This is a genomic window from Neobacillus nitrireducens (assembly GCF_030915405.1).
Taxonomy (GTDB): Bacteria; Bacillota; Bacilli; order Bacillales; family Cytobacillaceae; genus Neobacillus.
In genome coordinates this window covers 55076-81071 of the sequence record NZ_CP133262.1, presented here as the reverse complement: position 1 = coordinate 81071, position 25996 = coordinate 55076, and the positions used below count along the sequence as shown (strand labels likewise).

Here is a 25996-nt window from a genome sequence, read left to right as displayed (position 1 = left end):
TTATCTCACTCTTATCTGTAATAGGTTAATTTAAAATAAGAATATTCCGTCATTGGAATTAATTAAGGTAGGTAAGCATCGATTTTTTTAGCCAAAGATTCTACAAAAGGAGATTCTACTATAGTCAAATGTGAACCGGATATAAATTGTTCGACATAGTTGCCTTTAGTGGCTGTTTTCCATTGATTATATAACTCATCAGAGTTTGGGTTATCACGAACTCTAAAAAGATAAATATCAGAGTTAATTTTTTCTGGATTTATTTCATAGTCAACAATCGCTTTTAGATTTGCTGTACGGACCTTTAAATCACGTTCAATAGAAATTTTATTCTTAGGAATATTATAACCAATTAATCTTGTTATCTCCGAATATATAACATCGAGTGATGAATTATCACTTTTCATTAGTTTTTTATGTGCTAAAAAACTTCTCAATGAATTATTTGCTTCCTCTTTTACACTTTGTGTAAAGGTATGGGAATCAAGTAAAATCAAAGAATTTATCTTTTTACCCAGTCTTTCAAGATTTCTCGCCACTTCTAAAGCTATAATACCACTAAAAGAATATCCAATTAACGTACAATTATCTTTAATTCCTAAATCAAGTATTCTTTTAGTATAAATCTCTGCCATTTCCATGACATTAGAAAGCGAATCTCTATCAGTGCTATAACCAATAGATTCTACACCAAATATAATTCCATTGAATTCTAGAGATGGTATTAATTTAGAAAAACATAGTAATCCCCCTCTTAAGGGATGTATAAAGATAACAGGAGCTATATTTGATTCTCCTCTTTGCATTAGTATACCAATCTCTTCGTTTTCATACTTTGAATTATTACCAAGTTGAGTTAATTCTCCATATTTTTTAATCTGATTATTAATTTCATTGGCCAAATTACAAATTGTTAAATCTCTAAATAAAACTTTGTAATCAAGTAGCACTTTAAACTCGCTTCTAATCCGGGTCAGAAGTTGAGTAGCTAATAGTGAATGACCTCCTATTTCAAAAAAGTCATCGTTTATTCCTATATATTTTACTTCTAATAAATCCTCCCATATTTCGCAAAGTCTCTTTTCAGTTATTGTGGTTGGTAAATCAAATTCTGAATTAACTACTGCTAAAGCATCCGAATTATTAGCATGTAAAGCGTTTTTATCAACCTTGCCATTTTTTGTTATAGGCATTTTATCTAAAACTACAAATTTTGTAGGAATCATATATTGCGGTAAAAAACCTTTTAAGTGATTTTTCAACTTTTTCAATGAAAAAATCTCCAATTTATTAACTGTAATAAAAGCAACTAATTTTTTCTCGTTGTATTCTTCCCCTTTAACAATAACGCTTACTTGGATTATTTCTGCGTAGTTTTTTATAGCGTTTTCAACTTCATTTATCTCAACTCTGAATCCTCTTATTTTAACTTGATCATCTACTCTTCCTAAAAAAATAATTTCTTCAGCCATTGTATACTTTGCTTTATCTCCTGTTTTATATAGTTTCCCGCCATTTTTATCAAATGGATTTTCTATGAATTTATCAAGCGTTAAACCTTACGGTTAAAGATCGAAAAGGACTTCATCAACTTTTTGATGTCATCCGGAAAGGCGATACAGTTGTAGTGGAGAGCATCTCCCGTTTAGGACGTAAAACATTGGATATCCTCAACATTATTCAACAGTTAGAAGAGATGGGGGTGCAATTCATTTCTTTAAAAGAAAATATGGATACAAGAACTTCTACGGGCAAAGCCATGTTCCAAATGATGTGCGTCATTGCTGAATTAGAAAGAAACCTTATTGCTGAGAGAGTAAAGGAAGGACTCGAAGCAAGTAAAGGACGTGGAAAAACATTAGGTAGACCCAAATTGGATAAAGAAAAGCTTGCTGTTGCGCTACGGATGTATGATAGTGAAGAGTATTCTATAAAGGAGATAGTCTCAACAACTGGAATATCTCAAGGTTCCTTATATAGAGCAGTCAACAGAAGAAGGCTTGAAGAAATAAAAAAATAGGGCGCGTTTTATTATTTCTTCAATTTTACTTTGCGGTCTACAGCAGGGACCCTGTCACTAAGCCTTAATAAACGCATTTCATCTGTGTAAACGCTAGGCGTTTTTATTCTCTAAATCCATTGATACGACTGCTTTTATGGCGTCTACAAAGGGGACTGAATTAGACAGAAATTTTTCCAATTCTCTAAACGGGGTACGGCAAGAATTCGTTCTTTTTGGGGCCACTCATTACAGGTGAAAATTTTTTAGACTTTCGTTACAGGGGAACGGAAACGATTCGAGGATTAAGGGGACACATAAGAAGAAATTTCCAAATTTTATGACATATCTTATTCTATTTCTTTTATCTTTCGATAAAATGCTGCCTGGCTAACCTCTGTAATTGCGTAAATCTCTTTTAGGGGTACCGACAGCTTTCCACGCTTGTTGGCGGTACCCCATCATCAACTTTCTTAATTGTTCATCTATTTAACCTTTTTTGTTCTTTTGTTAGATAAATAACATTACTAGGTCGATTTATACCAGGCAATAGGAGAGTATCCATAAAGCTATCTTTAAAGTTCAAAAAGTTCCATGGCTTTATAGCAAAAAATGCTTCAATTAAACTGGCTAATATTAATTCTTGGTAAATCTTCGAGCCAACTCCGGGTTTCCCACTATGTTCCCAGGGTACCATTTCTTCTTTTATCATCAACGGAACATTACCAATTATTTTCCACTTTCCTTCGTCTAAATCTTCTGAACGAGTAGTAATTACAGATATCACGATTGATTGAATGATTTCTTCGACTGACAAAATATTCTCACTGTTCATTTTTAATATAGCACAAGTTACTGATTTTTTACCTTTATGCCATAATATCTGTCCATAACCATAGGAACCATTAGATAAAGGTATGGAAAAAACATCTCCATCTTTCCATTTTTGAGGTTTCGGGCGTTTCCAATGAATCAGAATGTTTCTAATTTTTTCTACATCTTCATCATTTAGCACTTGGTGATATAGAGGAATTAATAATTGATTTATAAGAATTGCGACTTCAAGAATATGTTCACCATGTTTAGGGTTTGAAGTTATAAAAATACAACCAGCTTCAGCATCAATTTTAATTTTTTTATAAACTTCATTATTATATCTTTTTAATGCTTCACGTAATTTTTGTTCAGCTTCATAATTCGTTTCAAGGCCAAATTCTTCTGCCAAACTTTGGGCAATCAAAAAATTTTGGTAGCCAACGCTAGGTAAATTAATTTTTACAACCCCTACTTCTACAGTGCAATTTTCATTTATAACCATAACTAATCCTCCGTTTTTTTATTTTTCAAAGAAAAATTATACATTCATACGAATCAAGATTCATTTAAATCTCGATACCATTCATGAATATAAAAAAGAACCGGCGACAATTGAAATTCTTGTCGCTCAGTTCTTGAAAAGGTGTGTGATTTAAATATAGGATAAAAATTGATTAGTTAGTCAAGAACTTATAATTATTTAATTTTGAAAAATTACTTGTCCTTAAAAAGCAGGGAACCAATTTCTACCAAAATATTATTTACCATCTTACATAGGTTTCCCCACCAAGGTCACTCCATTTCTTTGGTGAAATAGCGTTAATTTTATTTTGTAATGTACCATTCATGCTCTTGGCACCACCATGCATATTAATATAATGTTGTTCCCACCAACTTAATTGGCTCAATCTTATATTTTGCTTCAACCTAGCAAATCCATATGTTAAACCTACCTTTTTGCCGTTAGACTTATGTGCCGCCATACGGCTTGAATAAGAAGTTGGACTTTTAGATTTTCCAACATACTTTAACCCTACAGTTCCTCTTGGACCAGCGACAACTCTTCTCATATAAATTATACCTGTTGCTGGGTCATTATTAGATCTGCTAATTAATTGTCCTACTCCAATTCCAGCTCCAACTGCAGCTAATCCGGCAACTGTAGCATATACGACAGAACCTTCTATTACACAGGCATCCCAAAAGCAATGTCCGCTAGAATCAGTATATATTAATGGGTTATTATCGGTATATGCATATAGATTCATACTAAGTGGGTCATCTAACTTCCCTTTGTACGTATCCTCTGTTATAAACCGTCCTAGGCTCGAATTATAGTAACGGGCCATTAAATAATATAAACCTGTTTGCTGGTCAAAACGATAACCTGCGTAGCGATAAGGGTTAATATCTTTCATTGTTCCTGTTGAAGAAGTTATATTTCCCCACGCATCATATTGATATTGGGCTACTATATTTCCGTTCTCATCTGTTAGAGCTGTTACATCTCCATGCCCGTTCAAATGATAATAATATGTTTTTCCACCCTTAACCATTGTTACTGGATTACCTTGATCATCCCAGGAATATTCTACAATTACATTGGTACTTGCATCTTTCTCAGCGATAACTTTATCACCGGCATAATAGAAGTTTGTTGTACCAGTTGATGTTGTCATACTTGTACGGTTACCTTTGTAGTCGTAAGTAAACTTAGCCAAAGAGCTTCCATTCTGGTCTTTTACTTCGATCAGCTGGTTATTTTCATTGTAAACAAATGTTTTATCGCCGTCGTTCGTAAGGTTACCATTCTGGTCATACGTATACGCTAGGCTGTTAACACCGGTTAACTCATTTGCGGCACTATATGAATAAGTCGTTGTTGTAGAAGAAGTATCTTTTGTCTCAATTTTCTTTGTACGGTTGCCAACTGCGTCGTATTCATATGAAATTGTAGTTCCATCCGTTAACGATTCTTTCGTTAATTGGTTTAGAGCATCGTATTCATAGGACATTGTCCCTTTATCTGTTACAACGCTTGTTTGGTTTCCATTGGGGTCATAGCTATATTTATAAGAGTCTAATATGTCCCCAGTATTTTTGTAATTTTTCAATTCGTTTATGCGATTGCTACTATCATATTGAAGGGAAGCATAGGAATTGTTTGCTCGTTTAACGGAAGTTACATTCCCGCGTTCGTCATAGACAAACTTTGCTCGATTCGAACCGTTTCTTGCTAACGAAATTAGTTGATTTAACTTGTTATAAGCATAATCTAAAGAAACAGTTGTTGTCCCTGATGGGAATTTTACAGAATTAGGATTACTATTAGAATCGTAAATGTAATCGATCGGAAAAGAATCACGAGATTCCTTGGTCAATCGATTATTACTGTCATAGGTAAAGGTAGTTTGTTTGCCTAATGCATCTGTAACTGAAGTTAAATTTTTATTCGCATCATAAACAAAATCCCATTTTTTTACGCTATTGACATAGGTAGCGTTTAAACGATTTAAATCATCATACGTGCTAGTAATCGAATCCCCTTTTGGGTATACGATCTTTGTTTGGTTCCCATTTTTATCGTAATTAAATTGGGTAATCTGGTTTAACGGGTTTGTAATTTTAGATAAATGATTAAACTCATTATAACCATAATTAGTTACATTGCCTTTCGCATCGGTAACACTTGTACGGTTTCCATTTGCATCATAACCATAAGAAGTAATTCCCGTTTTTGTATCAGTAACTTTCGTCAGTAAATTACGACCATCATATGCAAACGAAGTCGTTTGTGCTTTTGCATCTTTAACGCTAGTACGATTACCAACAGCATCATAACCGAACGTAATGGCATTTCCAAGCGGATCTTTGATACTTGTTACATAATTTCCCCCTGCATCATAAGTGTTGGAGGTAATGGACGCTCCAAGTTCAAGACGCATCGCATCAAACCATGCAGTTCCAGTCTGGTTTTTATAATAATAGTACACATCAATATAATCAAACGGCGCTTTAGGATTGACTTCTGCTGCGACATGCTGCCAATCAGATGCTGTTTTACTAAAATCGTTGGCATTAGTCCAATCGAATGCGGTTCCATCGGTATAATGGATGCCTACCTGCAGGGCATAATCGCCACCGTTAGGATTTGCTCCCACTTGTTTGGACCATCCTGAAAACGTCAATTTCGTATTGGCATCCCCAGAAATATTAATGTGCTGTTTGATAAATTTATCCTTTCCAGTTTCCCCTGTCATTTGGAAAGAAGATTCGCCAATATAAACGTTGTCATCACTTTGATTAACGTTTTGAATGATTTTGTCATTGGCAGAAAGATTGCCGCTAGTTTCCCAGTTTTCAGGCATACTTGGTGTATTGGCATCCGTTCTTTCATAACTTGAGTTATCAACCAAGTTATAAGCTGAAAGAGTGGTTCCTTTTTCCAACTGGACGCCGTCAAAATGAGCAGTACCAGATCCAGCATTAAGACCAACAGATACTCGAATAGAATCCGTTCCACTTGGCACATCGGAAACAACAGCTTGGACCCTAGTCCAGTCATGAGTACCCTTCAAACCAAATGAGTAGGATGTAGGTTCAATTGGAGTTCCTTGCGTATCCAGGTATTCAATTTTCATTAAAGCGGTGCCGGCCGTGTTTTCAGTTTTTATATAGGCACTAGCAATGTATTGATCGCCAGCCGTATATTTAATCTGCTTGGAGCTGACAATCGCCCAACCGGTTGGATTGGAAATGCTAACCGCCTTAATGCCAAACCTCTTCGTAGTGGACCAACCAAAAGTGGCAGTTTTTTGGTCCTGCATATACTTAGTCCATCCATCTGGCCAGTTATCGCTATTCTTATCCAGTTCAAAGCTCGAGTTTGATAACAAGTTGTCGGCCGCTGACATAGGATGGGTATCGTAAAGGAGGTTCCCTTTTGAGTCATACCGACCAGCAGTCGTTTGAATGTTTGGATCAGTCGTTTCCATTTGATTGTTATTTCCATCGTAATCGTTGGTACTAGTATTTTGATTGAAATCAGTTTCTTTTGTTATGTTGTTCTGGCTATCATATTCATACGTTGCCTTCTGGTTATCTGGGAGCTGTTCCCCTGTTAAATTTCCATTTGTGTCATATGTGTAAACATAACCTTTTGTTAAAGAAGGATTAATTTTAAAATTATTACACGTATTACTCGAGTCTTTACTTAGATTCGCATCAATCACTGTCGTCAAATCATTATTATCGTTATAACAATATTGTGTGACAGCTTTACTCGACACATCCTGCGGGTTTTCCGTGATTTTTACAACATTTCCATTCGGATTTGTTGTATAGTCAACCTTTTTTCCTTCTCCATCTGTTACTGATGTTACAAGATTCGTTGTATCATAGGAATACGTTGTTTGACTTGTATTGGTAACGCCATTGGTTGTGATTGGTCTACTAACACTGGTCACACGGTCTAATGTGTCATATACAATTGTAGTTTTAATATTGCTTGGATCAATAATCCCAGTCAAATTATGATCTGTATCATACGTAAAAGTAGTTGTTTTCCCTTTTGCATCTGTAACTTTTATTAGATTACCAGAGTTATCATATTCGTAATTAGTTACCCTCCCTGCAGGATCCGTCACACTGGATACATATCCATTTGTACCATAAGCGATGGCGGTTTCCCTTAAGGATGCATCTTGGACTTTTGTTAACCTTCCAGATGTATCATATATAAAAGTAGTTTTATTTCCATTCGTGTCTACAATTGAACTGATATTCCGATTGGAATTAAAATTGGTTTTAGTACCGTCGTTATCAGTAATCGTATAAGTGCCATCACTGTTTTTAGCTAAATCAAGATAGATACCCACGGGCGATTCATATCCGCCACCGACTTTTTCTCCAAAAATTTGGCGTGTACTATCTTCATCTACATAAGTGATCGGGCCGCTTCCTTTATCTGATAAATACCTTTCCCAATTGGTAAACCATCCGTAACCGAATATTCCTTTTGTTTGTGATTTTCGGTTATTAAAAGTGCGAGTGAGACTTACTTCAGGACCATTCCCTGGAATATCGATATCTGCTTCCTGATAAAAAAGATTTCCATTTGCTGGGTTAACTCCGTCATTGGTTGTTAACCAAAATGATTCTGCACCGATGGGCTCTACTCGATAGTTAATTGTCAGGCGAGGAGTGTTTGTTCCACTATTCACACTGTTAAAAGAACGATACGGTGATGTGGCTTCGTTCTGTTGTTTCAGCATGAAACCATAATTTGCTTGGTAACCGTTATACCAGTCCTTCGCAAGAGTTGTAATGTCCCAGCTCCAATAAGCATTATACGTATTGCTTGTCACAGTGGATTCTTTTGTACTTGATGTTGCTGGCTGTGAATTCCATGTTACAGATGCAGGCCAATCACTGTTGATTCGGTATAAATCAACCGAAACCTGCTGCCCATCATTATTTGTTTGATACGCATTAAACGTCGCACTCGTAATTGAACTATTGCTAGGAAGGCTAGGCAGATAGAATCTAGCAAGAGCCCTTGTCGTTCCAAATGTACTATTATAGCTTATGGACACCTGATGGAGATAGAAAGCTAGAAAACGATCTTAAAATTTGCGTGTTCAGAAATTGATGACTTTTTTAACAAAAAATCGGAAAACACACAGCAATTATTTAAATTTTTTCCATAATTGGGAGGCTTTTGGTGATATTTATAGAATAATTTAATATGTTACATCTATTATATAAAGGGAGTGGTAAAGTGTGTCTTATTTTAAGAAGTTAGTTCCATTAGCTCTATTATTTGGTTTGTTTTCTACTACTCTAGGAACTACAGAATCAGATGCAGCAACTGTTAGAAGAGGTAAAATTAGTCATTATGACGGAATCGGTGCTATAGCAGAAAAAAATCATGTATTAACAAAATGGGATTGTGCAGTTGGTTATAATTATAGAACCCTGATCCCAAGTGGGACACCAATATATACTTCTAATGAAGATAAGGCTAAATTTGTAACCCTCTACAAATGGGATTGGGGAAATTTTTTTGATCCGGTAATTTTAGATGTCATGACAACAGTATACCAAAATGAATTAGGTGGAAGTATATCAGCTGGCTATATTCCTAACGGAAGAATAAGCTACTAACTATTTAACTAATTGGAACAAACCTCATCCTTACAATCTATTGTAGAATGAGGTTTGTTAATATAGAGGTGAATTTATGAAGAATAAATTAACTATAATACTTTCTTTAATTAGTATTTCCCTGATTATTCTAGTTTTTATTTTAAATAAAAGTCAGGCTTCCTCAACCGATAGCAATCACCAAAACAAATATTTATACATTAATGCTGCTGACAATGTTAATCATTATTTATATAGATTAGATATTAATAATAAAGAAAAAAGTTTGTTATTAAAAAAAGGGACAGAAGGTTATCCAACTTCAACGTACTCTAAAACCAAGAAAACTGTATATTTCACCCAAAAGGGAGAAGATAATAGTACGCAATTATTCCAAAAAGAACTTAAAAATACTATCAGTAAACAACTTACAAAAGATTTAAGTTTTGTTGATTTCTTAGCTTTAAACCAATCAGAACAAATTATTTATATGAGAGTATTAGTTGGAAATTCTGACCGTAATTTCCATATTGCAACTTATAATTTACATAATTCGAAGTATCATGTGTGGAACCCCGAAGATAAGGATACATCCGTTGTATGGTTTGACTATAATGCCAAAACAAATAAATTGTTAATAGTAACTAAGTCAATAAAAGAAGAATTCAAAAATATTGATAAGGCAAATAAAAATAAAACGTTACCTGTTCCATCAACATACAAATTATCAATAGCCAGTGAAGATGGGCATGTTGAAAAAGAAGTCTTAGCTTTAAAAAAATTTGTAAAAAGTGCCTCATTATCTAATGATGGAAAAACAATTTTAATAAACTATAAAGATGGAATTGAACCAGAACAACCTTCGAAAATTGCTAAGTTCAATATAAATGGAGATGGTTTAGAATTATTATTACAAGATTCTGAACAGAACTTTAATTTTCGTCAACCTATATTTGATCGGATAAACAATGGTTTTTATTTTATAGTAGATGATAATCCAATGAGCTCTTCATCATCTGTTAAATACTATAATCTTAAAACAAAAGAAACTAAACAGGTATTTCATTATAAAAAAGGTCCAATTATCAATATATATTTAAATAATTAATGTAAAAAAATTCCTTTTCATCTTATTTGTTGTATATAAATTAATATCTTTTTTGTTGTCTTCTTTTAATTTAGTCATTTTTATTTCTTTAACATTGGGTCTTAAAATTAGCAAAGTTTAAGATATAATAGATTATTTTGAAAAAAATGATAAAATCTCAATTAGCCTTGTGCTTATATTAAATAAAAAAACCAATAATTCCTTAGCTGGAATTATTGGTTTTTTTATTTAAACTTGCTTAGTGTATGTTTTGCGCGTTTTGTTGGTAGGAACCCTAAAATCCTGTATAATCCATAAAAATGGCAAAACAAAAACCCCTTGGTGCTCAAGGGGTTTTGTTTTGCCAACTTCCTAGAGTTAGCTTTTTGTTAACTAGATTTGTATAGAATATTCGATTTTATTCTTATTGAAATTGATTTAATTAATCAAAATAGAAGTAATCATATTATTTTCTTGATTCACTATTACCGTCATTGAGTTACAGACACCAGCAAAAGATTGCACTGTTATCCTATCTTTAAATGATTCATCAAATGCCCATCCATTTGGTAATATTACCAAATTCCGGTATGCCTGTACAAAAGAACGTTCAAAAAAATTCCACATAGGTAAAATATCATTATCAATTGATTTTTTTACAGCTTCAAGGTTTACTTTATATTCTTTTATTGTGAAATGCCCTCCCCAGCCGGTAGTACCTTTAGAATATATCTCATTTACAATTTCATTAATTCTGCCATTTTTAATTTGATTTAAAAATTGTATTTGTGAACTCTCTCTTACATTCTGCACTCTTAATATCACTTGATTTTTAGTTTTAACTTTTGTAACTCTATTAAAGTGAGGTGCGATATCTTTGAGTACTATATCTTGAATATCGTTATCAAATACAGGGATATCCAAAATTCCATTTGAATCGACTAATATAAAGGGTGCCAGAAAATACTGTGTAAGTGAGGATATTTGCCGTTCAACAGATTCTTCAACAATTAATTTCTCGTATACCACTTTGGGATGATCATGGTTCTCTTCAATAGGACTTTGATCACTATCTTTAGTGATTATTTCTTCAAATAGCTCCAAAAACTGTTCACCCTTCTTACTTACGACTTTAAGTATACTAGTTATTTAAATTTATGTTAGACCTTCTCAATTTAGGTCAATAAGTTATTAATTGGTGTAAAAAGTAATAGTACCTGGTGTGATTGTATAAGCGACACCTTTTGTTGTATCTACAGAACCATAAATCGATGCTTGGTGTTTACCTGCTATATAGAATGAATTGTAAGAAACATTCGATACCGAAGTAGGAACGCCAAATGTTGGATAGTTGAAAGCCCCGGAGGTCTTAAGCCCTCCAGTGTTCCAAAATATAGAAAGATTTACTCTTGTTATATATGTACTTGGAGTTGTTATAGTAACTGTCCAATGTCCTTCAACATCATCTCCATTTTTGACCACTGACCAAAAATCTAAGTACCCATTAATTGTTTGAGCAGCCTCTGCCTGAATACCATTACTTTTATTTGCGGTTGGAATAAGGGTAATTGGAATTCTTATTTTGTCTACTTCTGTTTCTGCCTTTTCTTTCCCAAAAGCTACAGTTGGCAATAATAATACCATCATAAATAAAAATGCTATCGATATTTTCTTAACATGTTTCAAGTAAAATCCCCCTTTTTGCATTTACTGTAAATTAATTTTAAAATAGCATTAAATTAACAATAAATCTAGTAATATCTGTAAAATCAATTGAAAAAATGATAGATTATTTCTTTAATATGCAACACTTCCCTTTTTCTCTCCATCTCTTCAACCTTCGTTTTCTTATCCAATTCTTCTAGTACTCTATACACCGTATTTTGCCACTGGCATCACAGGAATACCATCCGAGTCGAGTAATAAATATCTCCTTTTATTTTCATCCAACTTCACTTCTTGAACTTTCATTCTTCCTCCTCCAATAGCTTAAACATATGATTATATTAAACTTATTAAATAAGATTTATAAGGTATTGTTTATCTATCTGATTTATTGAAAAGGAGAGGATATTCGCTCATATATTGGAACGAACTATCCTCTCTTAATGATAGTCTAATTAACGTATGTTTTCCGCGTTTTGTTGGTGGGACCCCGTGAAGGAAAAAAATGTTCAACCACTCCGAACGGCAAAAGAAGTTGAAGATATGAAATGGGCTTTAGGGAGATATTGTTCAGAAAGAGATAAATTTATGTTTACTTTTGGAATTAACATCGGTTTACGTGTTTCCGATATTGTTCCATTGAAAGTGAAAGATGTATTACATAAGGAACACATTATTATTAGAGAAAAAAAGACAAAGCATACTAAAACAAAAAATAAAGTCAATCGGTTCAAGATTCCTTCAAAACTAAGAGAAGAAATTGAGGACTATACAAGGAATATGGATCCAGATGATTATTTATTTCCATCCAAAAAAGGTGGCCATATTACTCCCACACAAGCTTACCGTAGTTTAATCAAGGCAGCCGAAGTTTTAGGTAGAGATGATATTGGGACACACACAATGAGAAAAACTTTTGGATACTTTTATTATCGTAGAACTAGAGATCTAGTTTTCCTACAAGAAATTTTTAACCATAGTGCCCCTAAACGAAGGCAACTCCCTCAGTGGTAGTTGCCCTTCTTTTTTAAATTAAAGATGGAATCTTATTTTACTAACTCTCTCAATTCTTCTGTCATTTGTTCCACTAATTCAGGTCTGCCGTGAAACTGGGCAGGAGTATTTTGAAACAATTGAATCCGCCAATCCCCTTCAATTTTTACTACAACAAGCGTATGATGGGTATTTACGTTTGAGTTAATGTCGGATTGCCCCGGAGGCACCATTCCGGCAATGGCTCGCAAAATAGCAATGTCTGAACTTAAGAAACGGACATCTTTCACTTTACTCACAAAACGCGCTGTTGGATGGTGGTCAAAAATGGGCTTGAGGTGGGAAAATATTTCATGTCTGCCAATCGATTGACTTCCATCAAACCCGATACTCTCACCATCATCTAAGAATAATTCTGCCATTCCCTCCGCACTGCGTTCATTCCAGGCATCTAAAAGCTTCTTATAAACGGCTTGTACTTCCTTAGAATCCATAATTTTTTGCTCCCCTCATTGCTATGAATTTATCGTAAAACAATCCAGTCCAGCTTTCAACTTTTCGGTTAGCCACCTCTACAAAAAAAGACCTTCTCCCACACCATGATCAGGTGGAGACGAAGATCCATTTTTCAACTTAGAGCGAACTGAGCAAATTTTTCCGAAAAGGAGGCTTCTTGTTTCATTTGCATTTCTTGCTGTTCTTTAATTTCAGTTTTTCTATTTACTTCAAATCTTTTCAATCGTTGTGCCGAAATGTTTTTTTCCAAAAGTGCTTCGGTTAAGATTGGAGCTAATACATGGGCGTCCTTCATCCCACAATTAATCCCGATTGCACCAGTTGGAGTCATGGTGTGAGCGGCATCCCCGATCATAATTAATCCGTCCTTTACCCATGTATCCGAACGGGAGCTTTGTACTTGTAAGGGAACAAAGTCATTCCATGTACGAAGATGCTGTAGAACGAGCTCCTTCAATTCGGGAAAGCTTTCAATTAATGGTTCAAGAAAGGGCTGTAATGATTGTTTTCTTAACGAAGGAAAAGAACCTTCTTCAATATTCCAGCCAATTTGAATGTAACCTCCCGTTTGTGTGAACAAGGCAAGCTGATGGCCGTCAACAAGAACCATTCTTGTTGTGGGCTCCCATCCTGAAGGTGCTGGAATTTTGGCCCACAAAACATCATAACCATGTGTCATCTCTACCGTTGGAATCTCCGCAAGCTTTCTGACAGTCGAATAACGTCCATCCGCCCCAACAACCACTGAGCTGTTTATGATTACTTCTTGACCGTCACTTATCGCTTTCACACCTGTTAAGACTCCACGTTCATCATGCATTAAATCCGTTACTTTTGTGTTAAAAAGAAGACGGTAATTTTTATATTGTTCTGATTCTTGGATCATTGCACTTAGTAAATTCGCTTGAGGTACATGAATTCCTACATGATCCTCAGCATTGGAAGGTGTAATCGTGTTAACAATCTGATTTCCTGAAAAAAACTCAACCTTTTTCATTTTAAGGATGCCTAGCTCTTCTATCTTATCAAACAATTGGTGCTCTTTTAAAATGGATTCTGTTTCAGAATTAATATGTTCTCCTCTAAATTTCCTGTTTACTCCGGACGATCGTTCGAGAAGAATAGTTGATACTCCGTTCTTAGCCAAAATAAACCCAAGTAATGTCCCTGCTGGTCCGCCACCCACAATACAAACATCTGCCTGCAGCTTCAATATATTCACCTTCTGGTTATATTTATTTTCGAAAAATTTATCTTCAAAAGTTTTCTTATAAGAATAAAAGTTGATTATAGAATAACAAATTATGCATTATTGGTCAATCTAAATAAAAGATCAGACCCTCAAAACTTTGATTTGTGGGTCTGACCTTTTATTTATAAAACGTTAATTTTTCCATCTCAATGATTCTTTTTAGATATTCATATTCGTTGTGTTCAAGAATATCAATTTCATTGTTGGTAGCAAGGAGTATTTGTTTGCGGCACTTGGATATTCGTTGAATCATTGGGTGGATCGTTAGGCTTGATAAATGAACAAAATCGTATACGTCTGTTAAACAAACCGGAAGTTTGTAGCCTTTATTGCTGCTAGCAATTAACAGACCACTATCACGAAGCTTAGAAACGATGTTCGACCGAAAGTAATGGTGATTGATTTTGTTCACTCGGATGGCATTTAGATTGTCGAGAATTTCTTGCGTATAAACATATTCGTTGGGATTTTCTCGCAGATTAAATAACAGAAACTTGAGAAAATCAATCCTTATTTTTTCATCCATGTCTTCACTATTTTTATTTTTCTCTAGGTATTGAAGTGTCAAATTGACCGATTGTTGAAAAATAACCTCATCAAACTGGGAGTCCTGATTCCTTGATATGTAATCATGTAAATAATTTTTATAGTTTTGCGGCCATAAATTAATGGCAATGATTTTCTTTTTGATGATTTTATTAAATTGTGGATATAGTTCCGAGTACTGGGATTGATCATACCCTTTCGCAATCGTCCCAGCGATTATATTAGCCATTTGAAGGAGGATCTCTGATGAATTGTTGTTAAATCCAAAGGTGGAGTAATTAAATAAATCGGGAATACTTTTTTCGGTAATATAGGTTTTAAATTCAGTCATGAATTCTTTCGATCCCTCTTCAACTAGAACCAGGTCGAGTTGATCAAAGGTCCGCTGTAAGTCATCATAGATCAAACGGTTCATGTATTTAATAAACGTCTTTTCAAACGTGATGCCGCTATCTTCTCTAATTTTTCTTTTGTCGACGACATAGGCATAGATATTAAAAGGTAAATCTTTCAGTTCATTTAATAGTTGAATTCTTAAATGTGGGTTGTCGATTCTGTCCGATTGCATTTCTTCGGTTGAAAAGTATTTTTGTCGAACCTTCTCAACTTCCTGTTCTAGCCATTCTTTATTCGACTCTTTTGCTAGAATAGCAACAAGAATAAAGTGGGTTGAAACATCATTATTTTCAAAATCAAAACTGTAATCACCAGCTTCATCAATAAATGCAAATTGGATATCGTTCATTCTCCCACCTCACCCAATATTTCTTCCTTTAGATACTTATTTCAACAAAATATGATTCAAAACCTTCAAAAAGTTAATTTTTCCCTTAAAAATTCTATTGGAGGAGGTGGGAGATGCTAAAGTTTGTTTGATCAAACAGATAAACCGCACGAACATCGGTCTTTTCCAAAGGCGATCGAATAAGCAGAAGGAAATTCTTGATTGACCCGCTGGACTTCACGGGCAAATTCTTCTTCATTTTTTGGGACTTTTGATAAGGAATCTGCTTTTTTCTGATTATCGATATGAGCACCTGGTGGAACAAAGCTGTCAGGCTTAAGTGTCACTCCACCTGTAACAACCGCTCCCGAGGAAATAAAACTCCCCTCTCCGATGACGGCATGATAAACGATTGATTTAAAACCAACAAATACTTTCCTACCAATCTGACAGGGGCCATGAATCAATGAGCCATGGGCACAGGATACCTCTTCGTCGATATAGATTGAGTATTTCCGCTGATTAACCTCGACATGTTTATTTTTTAAGCCATGGAGGATCACACCGTCCTGGAAATTACAGTTGCTTCCGATATAGAAGGGAGTCCCTTCATCTGCGCGGATACTAACGAATGGACCAACGTAGGTATTGTTCCGGATCGTGACGTCACCGACAATATAGATAAACGGACTTAAATAGGTCGTTTTATTTATTTTAGGAAAAATTGGCGTGGGATTGACAGAGGTTAATGGATTCGAGCCGACATAATAACTATAAATATTAAAAGGACCATTTATATTATTGGGATACTGCCACAAAATAAATTCCCCCTTCTAATCACCTGATTCTTAATGATTCATACTACATATACGTAGGTTTTCAGAATTCATACCACTTTCTAGAAAGAGTGAAGGGGCAAAGCAAAACTGTTAACTCATTATTTTTTTAACTTTTATGAAAACCAGAAATACCAAACTTTTATTTCTCTATCTGCTATAATTAAATTATCCCAAGTCGACCATATTATGGAGTAAAGGATTTAAAACATTTTTTCATTCTATTATTAATACATTCTCAAGGAGGTTGAGTTCATTTTGTATAAAATCAAAAACAAAGAAAAATTATTTATTTACACTGGGCCAGATGGTTCTGGAAGAAAAACGGTTGCCAAAATGGTAGCGACCGCGTTTGATATGGAGACAGTCATCTCCTACACGACTCGCTCCCCTCGTCACTATGAAAAGAATGGGGAAGACTACCATTTTATTAATGAAGAAACATTCAAAAAGATGGAAGATAATCAGGAATTTCTTGAATGCGTCAAAATTGATGGTTTCCATTATGGCATTCGCGAAGAGGATATTGTTAAAGCATTCGAATCTCACAGCCTCGTATACCTCACATTAAATCCCGAAGGAACCGAAAAGTTAAAACAAATGTACGGTGAACGTGTCATGCGTTTTTTCATCTTTGCCGACCGTGATACCGTTATCAAAAGACAAGAGGAACGAAAAGATAATGATCAAGATATTGCCCGTCATATGGCCCATTATGATGAAACGATGAGCTATAAAAACAACTGTGAACATGCCTTTGAAAACTATGATTCGCCCCAAGTATCCTTTCAAATTAGTGAAGTCATTGAAGGCTTCCTTGATAGAGGCTATATCGTTACGGACTAATCGATAGGTTAAATGAGGACCAGGGAACATCAGTTCCTTGGCCCTTTAATTTTTTCTAGAAACCTCAATCTATTTAGTGCTCAGTTAATTTAACTGCAGCGAGGGTTTTTTAGTAGGATTCGCATCAATTGATACAGCCGCAAAGAAACCTGCACGAACAGCATTTCCAACCTTTCCTATATTCACTACGTCGCCAATTCTTCGTGTTTTTTCATGATATTTACTACTAATTGGATTCGATACTTCTGTATTTGGTTTCATACCAAACGCATTAATCATGGTATCGGCTTGAATAAAAGTTTTTGTCCCATCTAGTTTTTGTACAAATAACCCATTTTCTTCAAAAGATAGAACTCGGTGTCCTGTTAATTGCGGGACTTGATACTTTTCAAGCATAGGCATTAGGGAGGCTGCATTAATGAAAAATACCTCTGGAGCTAATGTATCCTGCATCTCTACAATCGTTACATTTTTCCCTTCCATTGCTAACTCTAGTGCAAGGTCACATCCTGTCAATCCACCACCCGTGATGACAATGTGGTCACCCTTCACTAACTCACGCTTCAAGTGAGCATCAATTGCCCCGATTACATTCTTACGATTTATCCCTGGAATTGGCGGAACTATTGGTACAGCTCCCGTTCCAACAAGGATTTGGTCACAGGTTTCTAAGATAGGGTCATCGGCAGTCACAAACGTATTTAGTTTAACTGTTACATCTAGTTCAGTTAGTTGATTTTCATACCAACGAATGAGTTCACGAAGTTTATTTTTAAAAGGAGGTGTTGCAGCACTTGCAAGCTGTCCTCCCAAAACGAGTTCTTTCTCGTACAATGTAACAGAATGCCCTTGGATAGCAGCGACTCTAGCAGCTTCTAACCCTGCAGGTCCCCCACCAACAATTACAATCTGTTTTGGAGAGGTAGTCTTTTCAATTGCAAATCTTTTCTCATTACAAGCTTGGATATTTACGGAACAACTTAGCTTGGTAAGTCTCCCTGCAATTCTGCCAATACATTCTTCATTACAGCGAATACAAGGACGGATATCCTCACGTCTGCCTACTAATAATTTATTTGGTAAATCTGGATCTGCAATGAGCGGGCGGCCAAACATGGCAAAATCAGCACGACCAGATTCAATTAAATGCAGAGCAGTTTCAGGCGTATGATTACCTGAATTTAAGATTGGAATTGAAACCGCTTGACGGGCTGGTGCGCATACATAGTCCATGCATCCATCACCTAAATAGGAAGGTGGGAAAATATAATCGATTGTCTCATAGGAACCAGCATCTATATCTACTGCATCCACGCCGGCAGCTTCGAGAACCTTTAACAATCCCATACTTTCCTCAAGTGTTCTTCCACCGTTAAAACGATGGTCACATGAAATCCTAAAGAGGATTGGCATTGCTGGTCCCACGGCCTCGCGAATAGCTTTAACTATTTCTATAGGAAAACGCATCCGCTTTTCCAATGAACCACCATATTCATCTTCACGCTTATTCCAAATTGGCGACATAAACTGGTCGATTAAGTATCCAGCATGTCCATGGATCTCAATCGCATCAAAGCCGGCAGCCTTTACTCGTTTAGCTGAATCAGCAAATTGTTTCATTATGACCTGAATATCTTCGACACTTAAAGGGCGGCAGATCACATCAGGATTAAATGTAGATGGGATCGGTGAGGCTGATACCGGTGGTTCCCCAAACATATTCGGGAAGGCATTTCGACCGGTTCCACAACTAAGTTGAGCAACTATTTTTGTCCCATATGTTTGAACGGCTTCACATACATCCGTTAACATAGGAATAACGTAGTCCTTTTCCAATATGCCTTCTAGTGAACCTTGCGCTAAATCTTCGGTTAGGAATTGGCAGCCCATGATAATCATGCCAGCTCCTCCACGAGCCCGAGCTTCAAAATAATCAATTTCATCCACAGCGATTCTTCCATCAGGTGAGGCAGAGTTCGTTCCCATTGGTGACATTACAATTCGGTTTTTTACTTCCATTTTTCCGATTTTAAAGGGAGTAAAAAGTTTTTCATAACTTTGTAACATAAACCATTCCTCCATCTGTTGTTGAATTATTTACCACCATTTAACAGTAACAGTTGGATTATTGTGAATAGAATGGTATTTATCACTTAATTGGAAAGGATTAGGTGGATTTCTTATATTGTTCATAATTTCACAATATAAGAAGAGAAATTTTTCATTTGGGAAAAAAGGAGTGTTAGGCACTATTTGGTGCCTAACACTCCTTTTTTAAATATTAGATAATTACTAACTTGTTAACTTTTCAAGTTCATTAAATACGGCTTCATAATCTTCTTTTTTATCAGCTTTAAATGAGGTGTTTATGTAGGTTATGACTCCAGTTTTATCCACGATAAAGACAGAGCGAATGGCATTCTCCCCTTTTTCGTTATACACATGGTAACTCTTGGTCGTTAACTTAAACCAATCGGATAATAAGGGATATGGCAGGGTCCCCATACTCGCGGCAAAGACTCGATGAGAGTGGATATGGTCCACACTAATCCCGAGTACTTCAGCATCTAGTTGCTCAAATCTCTTGTAATCCTCTTTCCAAGAGGAAATTTCCTTAATTCAGCCGGGCGTAAAGTCCATCCCATAAAAGGCAATGACAATGTTTTTCTGTCCGCGGTAATCAGACAAGGCAATCTTTTCCTTTGTCGTCGCCGATAATGAAAAATTCGGGGCTGTATCACCGACGTTTAATGAACCTACCATGAAATCTCCCTCCTCTTTTATTTGATCCTGAACTCATTTATTTCCCTTTCTTGCTTGTGGGATCCTGAATCGGTACACGCTTTGGCCGCTCGGGATAAGAAGCTTTACCTTCCTCGGGCCCGGTCAGGTCATTTCTTTGGTCTAGAACTTTTCCAGTATATTCAATTGGGTTATTCTTTGGCATCGTCTCACCTCCGATCGATGACCGCAATTAACTCACTTAACTTTTCTTATTTGGAAATTTCAGTTTCTGCTCAGCTTCACTCATATTCGGATTACTTCTGGGCTGGCTTTTGTTTAACGCCTTTTTTAATTCAATCGTCGCATCGTCGCCTGTATTGTATTTTTGGTCCATGCTGTTCCCTCCTTTTGGTTATATTATGGACCTAATCAGCAGGTTCATTCTCTGATCTAACGACGAGCCAAATAAAAAGAACTCTGAAAAACAAATTACCTTTGTTTTTCAAAGTTCTTGTTTGGTTACTAAATAAAACTACTCCTGTAATTTTACTTTTACCTTCTTTTGTCTCTTTCCTTCGCCTTCTGTCTGAGGGTCATTTTTTATAAAAAAGGAAAGAATAAGGGCTAGTAGTGTCAGAATGGATACGACCATAAAGGCGACATTGGCCCCATACATATCCGGGTAGGAAATCTCTGGGCGTTGCTCGGCATTTTCCGCTGTGGTTGTCATAACCGTGACAAGTATAGCTGTACCAACAGAGGCTGCGACCATTTTCATCGTATTATCCACTGCCGCTCCATGAGGGATTAATTGTTTAGGTAACTGATTCAGCGCAGCGGTTGCAACAGGCATCATTACCATTGAAAAGCCAAGCATTCTCACTCCGTATAAGAATGTTATATAGGTCATCGTTGTAGAAGGGCCTAAATTCGTAAAAGCAAAGGAAGATGCGGTCATAATCGTTAATCCAATCATTACTAACCATCGCGCACCAATCCTATCAAACACTCTTCCCACAATCGGTGCCATGATTCCGCTGATAAGCGCCCCGGGTAACAGTGCTATTCCAGCCTCCACAGCCGTGAATTCACGCATCCGCTGCATAAATAAAGGAATAATCGTCTCGGCTCCAATCAGTCCCATAAAGCCAATCATTCCAATGATAATGGCAAAGGGAAAAACAGAAAACTTAAATACACCAAATTCAAGCATAGGATGTTTCAGTCTTAACTGTCTTGTAATAAACAGAACCAGTGACAATCCTCCGATTCCTAACGTTAAAAGCGTGGTCGGGTTTGCCCATCCATAATTTCCTGCACAAGTAAATCCATACAACAAGCCGCCAAAACCTAGTGTAGATAACATGATAGAAATAACATCCATCTTCGGCTTTGATACCTCTGTGACATTTTTTAAAGCAAAGAAAGCAACAAGAATATCAAGAAGAGCAATTGGCAAAATGATAAAAAACAGAACTCTCCATGAAAATTGTGATGTTACCCACCCTGAAAGTGCTGGACCAATAGCCGGCGCAAAGGAAATGACCAGACCGACCAACCCCATAGCAGCACCGCGCTTATTGACAGGGAAGATCATCAAAAATACCGTTGTCATTAATGGAAGCATGATCCCTGCCCCGCATGATTGGATAACCCTTCCTAATAAAAGAATTTCAAAATTAGGAGCCATCCCACATACAAGTGTACCCACCGCAAATATACTCATGGCCGAAATGAACAATTGTCGTGTGGTAAACCGTTCTAATAAAAAGGCACTTATCGGAATCATGATCCCATTTACTAACATAAACACCGTTGTCAGCCATTGCGCACTGTTGGCGGTGATGTTCATTTCTTCCATGATTGGAGGTATTGCTGTGATCATCAATGTTTGATTTAAAATAGCAATAAAAGCCCCTGCAAGCAAAAGCGCAACAATCGTCGAGTGCTTATTACTTGATATCGCCATCTATCTAACCTCCATTTCCCCTTTTAGTTCCATTGTGATTGTAAGTTCCGCTGTTAGTCTAACTAAAAACGTACTTTTATAGATTACCTGATTTAACCATCAAGTGCCAATTAAATGCACTTCAAATTAACTGTTTTCCATCCTTTCCGCTATGTTAACCTGATATAAAAAAAGAGTCCTCCCCCTACTCTAATTGAGTTTGGGGAAAGAACTCTTACGTCCAAATTGGGCTAATTCACTCGCTTCGGTCCTGTCCAGTACATTTCTCTTAACCGAAACTTTTGTAATTTTCCTGTGGCTGTTTTGGGTAAGGCATCTACAAATTCAACCGCCTTCGGTGCTTTAAAGTGGGCTAATTCGGACCGGCAGAACTGGATTATTTCTTCTTCTGTGACTTTTGAATCTGGTTGTAACACAATAATTGCCTTTGCAACCTCACCCCATTTTTCATCAGGAACTGCAATGACGGCAGTTTCTAATACGGCAGGATGCTTATAAAGAACACCTTCAACCTCTGTCGAAGAAATATTCTCCCCACCGGAAATAATCAAATCTTTGGCACGATCGCGAATCTCTATGAATCCATCCGGATGAGTGACTGCCAAATCACCGGTATGGAACCATCCATCCCTGATCGCCGCTGCAGTTGTGATCGGGTCCTTGTAATAACCTGACATAACAACATTACCGCGGGTAATGATTTCCCCTAATTCTTCTCCGTTCCAGGCCACTTCTTCGCCGTCTTGATGGACAACCTTGGTTTCACCATTAAAAGCAAGTTCAATTCCTTGTCTAGCCTTGATTGCTGCTTGTTCGTCAGCAGTCTTTCCATCAAACTCTTTTTTCCACTCACAATAAAGTATAAATGGGGAGGTTTCCGTTAAACCATAGACATGAATCATATTTAAGCCAAGAATTTCTTGTGCTTTATGAATCAAGGCAGCAGCCGGGGGTGCACCAGCCGTGGCCATCCTTGGGTTGGTTTCCATCTTAATTTCTTTCGCCTTTGGCTCGTTGACCAGCATATTCACGACGGTTGGCGCACCGCATAAAAGGGTGATTTTCTTTTTTTCAAATAATTCAAGAATAAGCGGCGGATCCACTTTCCTTAAACAGACATGTGTACCACCGGCAGCCGTTAGCGCCCAAACACCGCCCCAGCCATTGGCATGAAACATCGGCAATGTATGAAGATAGACATCATCATGGCAAACACCCAGATGATACATGAAATTCGCCGCATTTAAATAATTTCCACGATGGGTAAGCATAACTCCCTTGGGCTTGGAGGTCGTTCCGCTCGTATAATTTAAGGTAAGCAGCTGATTTTCATCGATATCCGGCTCCGTCAATGTAACCGTTTCCAAAGCATGTTGTAAAAAATCCTCATAATCAATGCCCTTTAAAGACGTATTCTCTCCGGGTACCGATACAATAATGATTTCATCAAAGCTTAGGTTTTCAACAATTTGTTCAATCGGGCGACAAAACTCTTCATCGACAATTAACATTTTTGCATCGCTATGGCGAATGATATACTCCAAATCACCCGCTGACAGCCGATAATTTAGTGGGACCATGACAGCTCCGAGCTGACAGATACCATAAAAGCACTCCAGCATGTAATGTGTGTTAGGCAGCATGACCGCCACATGGTCACCTTGACCAATTCCCGCTTGAAGAAGAGCAGCAGACAGTTGATCGGCGCGCTTGCTAAATTCTTGATATGTAAATTCCTTGTTTCCATCGATGACGGCTATTTTATTTGGATAATACTTCACCGCCCTTCGTTTCCAGTCTAATGGGGTTAACGGGGAAAACATGTAACCAACTCCTCTTTAATAAAATGGGAGTGATGGGTAATATATTCGCGAATTGGTCCCTCTGGAAGTCTACATCACAAGTCTATTCTTGTCCCAAAAGGTGTATTTTGTCAATTAATAATTTAATTTTTCTGAATATAATTAGACACAAAAAAAATGAGTGGAGATTTTTATCCCACACTCGACTTAATATGGTCCACTTTTTACTTCTTAATTTTGTAATTTTTATGGTTTACAATGGTTGTAAGCGGTTCATCTTTTTCTTTCGAAAAACCATATTGGACCATAACAGAATTTTCCCTAATCCCGGAAACGACACCTTCATGTTTTTTTCCCTCCCGTTGAAAGGAAATCACGTCACCAACTTTTGCCGTGGCCATTCCATCACCTCAGCAATATACTGTCCATAAATTTCCGAAAAAATACTTTCTATCTGCAAGGAATCAATGCAGAAAAAAAGCCTTAGATTGGTCAAAGGCTTTGGTGTTTTTCAGAATATTGAAGTGCGATTTTGCTTTCTAAAATAGATTCGTTAATGGTTTTTCTAAATCCCCAGATAATGTCCGATAACATTTCCTCATCCATATCCATTTCTCTAATATCCCAATACTGTTCGTTTCTTCGGTGGTAGGTAAACATTCCATCAGGATATTTCATAATCGTAAGTGTTCCATTAGGACTGACCGTGTTTAAGGTAAGAAAATATTTCGTCCCATCCAAATTAGCATACCTTTCAAAATGATTGATAAATCCAGTAACTTCGTTAATTCCTGTAATCATCTCTAGTCACTCCTTAACTCTTATTCGCGAAAAGGAACCGGAGGAATGAAAATAACATTTCCTTCATTAGGTTATTGTCTTGATTATAAGAGGTAATAAATGTATATTCAACACTAATGTGAAATAACCAAACATTATTTTATCCGCCATGGTGTCAGGCACCAACATAAATTTGGAAACACATTTTCGGGTATAAATCTGCTATAGTAGTCTTTATGATGGAATGGAAAGGAAATATGACAAATATGAAATGTATTTCAATTGATTTAGATGGTACCCTCTTAAACTCTCAGAATGGAATAAGCGTGGAGAATGAGAAAGCTTTAAACGAATTGAAAGAAGCTGGCCACTGCCTGATTTTAAATACCGGTCGCGCTTATGCAGATGTCATTAAGTTAAAGGCCGTTCAAAATATGGAGATTCCTATTTTTTGCATTAACGGTTCCATTTTATATTCAGAAATGAGAGAAATGCTTTACGAGGCAACTTTAACGCTTTCAACCTATAAAAAAATTTTTACGATTTTAAAAGAGCTTGGCGTTGGGATTCTGGTTTACACAAATTATGGCGGTTTTCCTTCGACCTTGCCGCCATTACACGGGAAAACGAAGCAAGAGCTTGATACCCTTTTTCAAGAATTTGATTATGAGGAAATCCTTCGTAAAGACGATGTAAAAATCTATAAACTTATTGCTTTAGTACATCCGGATCAATTAGAAAGAATAAACGAGGTTAAAGCGGCATTAGCAGGAAAATTTGATATTTCCATTGCTTCGTCCTTTCCTAATAATGTGGAAATCACTTCAAACGAAGCACATAAAGGAAAAGCGCTCTTACGTTACCAAAAAATGATGAATCTATCTTTTGAAGAAATTATCGCATTTGGAGACGGCGGCAATGACCTAGCCCAGTTTGAGGTAGCTACCACTTCTGTTGCGATGGGAAATGCCCCCGTTTATGTTCAACAAAAAGCCGATCTCATCACAAAAACAAATGACGAAGATGGTTTTGCCTTTGCGGTTCGAGAGCAATTACACTTATTGAACTTCGAAGAACAAACACCTGTATTGAAAAAGTAAAAACTTTTGTTGAAAGGAAATGCGTCACCGCAAAAGAGGTGACGCTGTTTTTTGTCGATTAATTTTGTTAAAGTCCTTGTGGCATGTCCGGTCATTTAACACAATGGAACGCATACCCTTCTTACTAAAGGGGGGATCTTTATTAACAGAGAATTCTCGAATAAAACGTCTTCCAAATCTTCCGTTGTTTTTGGACT

The 25996-nt window shown here is 36.5% G+C and carries 22 protein-coding genes and 1 pseudogene; 6 read left to right on the top strand and 17 right to left on the bottom strand.

All coding sequences use genetic code 11. The features are described 5' to 3' along the window. Nucleotides 1–62: 62 nt before the first annotated feature. Nucleotides 63–1472: a thioesterase domain-containing protein gene (locus tag RCG22_RS00390; RefSeq protein WP_308105218.1), complete on the bottom strand. Its 1410-nt coding sequence runs from the start codon at nucleotides 1470–1472 to the stop codon at nucleotides 63–65. An 89-nt stretch (nucleotides 1473–1561) separates the two neighbouring features. Between RCG22_RS00390 and RCG22_RS00385 the strand changes: the two are divergent. After that, nucleotides 1562–2020 (top strand): annotated as a pseudogene (locus RCG22_RS00385) (recombinase family protein); the annotation flags it as partial. A gap of 460 nt (nucleotides 2021–2480) precedes the next feature. On the opposite strand, the gene RCG22_RS00380 reads toward RCG22_RS00385, so the two are convergent. Beyond that, nucleotides 2481–3317, bottom strand: a complete 837-nt coding sequence (locus RCG22_RS00380; protein WP_308105217.1) for an Imm26 family immunity protein — start codon at nucleotides 3315–3317, stop codon at nucleotides 2481–2483. Between the two features lie 259 nt (nucleotides 3318–3576). Beyond that, nucleotides 3577–8409 carry a DNRLRE domain-containing protein gene (locus tag RCG22_RS00375; protein ID WP_308105216.1) on the bottom strand — a complete coding sequence of 1611 codons (4833 nt, stop codon included), beginning with the start codon at nucleotides 8407–8409 and terminating at the stop codon, nucleotides 3577–3579. 187 nt (nucleotides 8410–8596) lie between these two features. On the opposite strand from RCG22_RS00375, the gene RCG22_RS00370 reads away from it, so the two are divergent. Then, complete coding sequence (locus RCG22_RS00370) at nucleotides 8597–8980, top strand: hypothetical protein (protein WP_308105215.1); 384 nt, start codon at nucleotides 8597–8599, stop codon at nucleotides 8978–8980. Nucleotides 8981–9056: 76 nt separating this feature from the next. Then, nucleotides 9057–10067 (top strand): hypothetical protein, encoded by a 1011-nt coding sequence (locus RCG22_RS00365; protein WP_308105214.1) that lies wholly within the window; start codon nucleotides 9057–9059, stop codon nucleotides 10065–10067. 417 nt (nucleotides 10068–10484) lie between these two features. Here RCG22_RS00365 and RCG22_RS00360 read toward each other — a convergent pair whose 3' ends face one another. Together RCG22_RS00360 and RCG22_RS00355 are read right to left on the bottom strand one after the other, a co-directional pair. Beyond that, nucleotides 10485–11150, bottom strand: coding sequence for a hypothetical protein (locus RCG22_RS00360; RefSeq protein WP_308105213.1), 666 nt, complete (start codon nucleotides 11148–11150; stop codon nucleotides 10485–10487). An 87-nt stretch (nucleotides 11151–11237) separates the two neighbouring features. Then, the gene (locus RCG22_RS00355) at nucleotides 11238–11732 is read right to left on the bottom strand and encodes a hypothetical protein (RefSeq protein ID WP_308105212.1); all 495 of its coding nucleotides are present in this window, start codon (nucleotides 11730–11732) and stop codon (nucleotides 11238–11240) included. Between the two features lie 471 nt (nucleotides 11733–12203). On the opposite strand from RCG22_RS00355, the gene RCG22_RS00350 reads away from it, so the two are divergent. Further along, on the top strand, nucleotides 12204–12725 hold the full coding sequence (locus tag RCG22_RS00350) for a tyrosine-type recombinase/integrase (RefSeq protein ID WP_308105211.1): 522 nt from the start codon (nucleotides 12204–12206) through the stop codon (nucleotides 12723–12725). A gap of 32 nt (nucleotides 12726–12757) precedes the next feature. On the opposite strand, the gene RCG22_RS00345 is transcribed toward RCG22_RS00350, so the two are convergent. From RCG22_RS00345 to RCG22_RS00330, 4 genes are all read right to left on the bottom strand, one after another. Continuing rightward, nucleotides 12758–13198: an SgcJ/EcaC family oxidoreductase gene (locus RCG22_RS00345; RefSeq protein WP_308105210.1), complete on the bottom strand. Its 441-nt coding sequence runs from the start codon at nucleotides 13196–13198 to the stop codon at nucleotides 12758–12760. Between the two features lie 134 nt (nucleotides 13199–13332). Further along, nucleotides 13333–14442: an FAD-dependent monooxygenase gene (locus RCG22_RS00340; protein WP_308105209.1), complete on the bottom strand. Its 1110-nt coding sequence runs from the start codon at nucleotides 14440–14442 to the stop codon at nucleotides 13333–13335. 148 nt (nucleotides 14443–14590) lie between these two features. Then, nucleotides 14591–15763 (bottom strand): DUF3800 domain-containing protein, encoded by a 1173-nt coding sequence (locus tag RCG22_RS00335; RefSeq protein WP_308105208.1) that lies wholly within the window; start codon nucleotides 15761–15763, stop codon nucleotides 14591–14593. A 131-nt stretch (nucleotides 15764–15894) separates the two neighbouring features. Then, nucleotides 15895–16560 carry an LbetaH domain-containing protein gene (locus tag RCG22_RS00330; protein ID WP_308105207.1) on the bottom strand — a complete coding sequence of 222 codons (666 nt, stop codon included), beginning with the start codon at nucleotides 16558–16560 and terminating at the stop codon, nucleotides 15895–15897. Between the two features lie 276 nt (nucleotides 16561–16836). On the opposite strand from RCG22_RS00330, the gene RCG22_RS00325 reads away from it, so the two are divergent. After that, on the top strand, nucleotides 16837–17424 hold the full coding sequence (locus tag RCG22_RS00325; RefSeq protein ID WP_308105206.1) for a guanylate kinase: 588 nt from the start codon (nucleotides 16837–16839) through the stop codon (nucleotides 17422–17424). A gap of 84 nt (nucleotides 17425–17508) precedes the next feature. Here RCG22_RS00325 and RCG22_RS00320 read toward each other — a convergent pair whose 3' ends face one another. The 8 genes from RCG22_RS00320 to RCG22_RS00285 form a co-directional block, all read right to left on the bottom strand. Further along, complete coding sequence (locus RCG22_RS00320; RefSeq protein ID WP_308105205.1) at nucleotides 17509–19491, bottom strand: NAD(P)/FAD-dependent oxidoreductase; 1983 nt, start codon at nucleotides 19489–19491, stop codon at nucleotides 17509–17511. Nucleotides 19492–19716: 225 nt separating this feature from the next. After that, a complete protein-coding gene (locus RCG22_RS00315) occupies nucleotides 19717–20187 on the bottom strand; it encodes a redoxin domain-containing protein (RefSeq protein WP_308105204.1) in 471 nt (156 codons plus the stop codon). A gap of 37 nt (nucleotides 20188–20224) precedes the next feature. Further along, nucleotides 20225–20371 carry a hypothetical protein gene (locus RCG22_RS00310; RefSeq protein ID WP_308105203.1) on the bottom strand — a complete coding sequence of 49 codons (147 nt, stop codon included), beginning with the start codon at nucleotides 20369–20371 and terminating at the stop codon, nucleotides 20225–20227. 36 nt (nucleotides 20372–20407) lie between these two features. Next, the gene (locus RCG22_RS00305; RefSeq protein WP_286138036.1) at nucleotides 20408–20542 is read right to left on the bottom strand and encodes a hypothetical protein; all 135 of its coding nucleotides are present in this window, start codon (nucleotides 20540–20542) and stop codon (nucleotides 20408–20410) included. Nucleotides 20543–20680: 138 nt separating this feature from the next. Further along, a complete protein-coding gene (locus RCG22_RS00300) occupies nucleotides 20681–22117 on the bottom strand; it encodes an MDR family MFS transporter (RefSeq protein ID WP_308105202.1) in 1437 nt (478 codons plus the stop codon). 230 nt (nucleotides 22118–22347) lie between these two features. After that, nucleotides 22348–23940: a long-chain-fatty-acid--CoA ligase gene (locus RCG22_RS00295; RefSeq protein WP_308105201.1), complete on the bottom strand. Its 1593-nt coding sequence runs from the start codon at nucleotides 23938–23940 to the stop codon at nucleotides 22348–22350. Nucleotides 23941–24143: 203 nt separating this feature from the next. Further along, nucleotides 24144–24320: a DUF2187 family protein gene (locus RCG22_RS00290; RefSeq protein WP_098262546.1), complete on the bottom strand. Its 177-nt coding sequence runs from the start codon at nucleotides 24318–24320 to the stop codon at nucleotides 24144–24146. Between the two features lie 91 nt (nucleotides 24321–24411). Continuing rightward, a complete protein-coding gene (locus tag RCG22_RS00285; RefSeq protein WP_308105200.1) occupies nucleotides 24412–24720 on the bottom strand; it encodes a hypothetical protein in 309 nt (102 codons plus the stop codon). A 215-nt stretch (nucleotides 24721–24935) separates the two neighbouring features. On the opposite strand from RCG22_RS00285, the gene RCG22_RS00280 reads away from it, so the two are divergent. Further along, complete coding sequence (locus tag RCG22_RS00280) at nucleotides 24936–25799, top strand: HAD family hydrolase (RefSeq protein WP_308105199.1); 864 nt, start codon at nucleotides 24936–24938, stop codon at nucleotides 25797–25799. Nucleotides 25800–25996 lie beyond the last annotated feature (197 nt).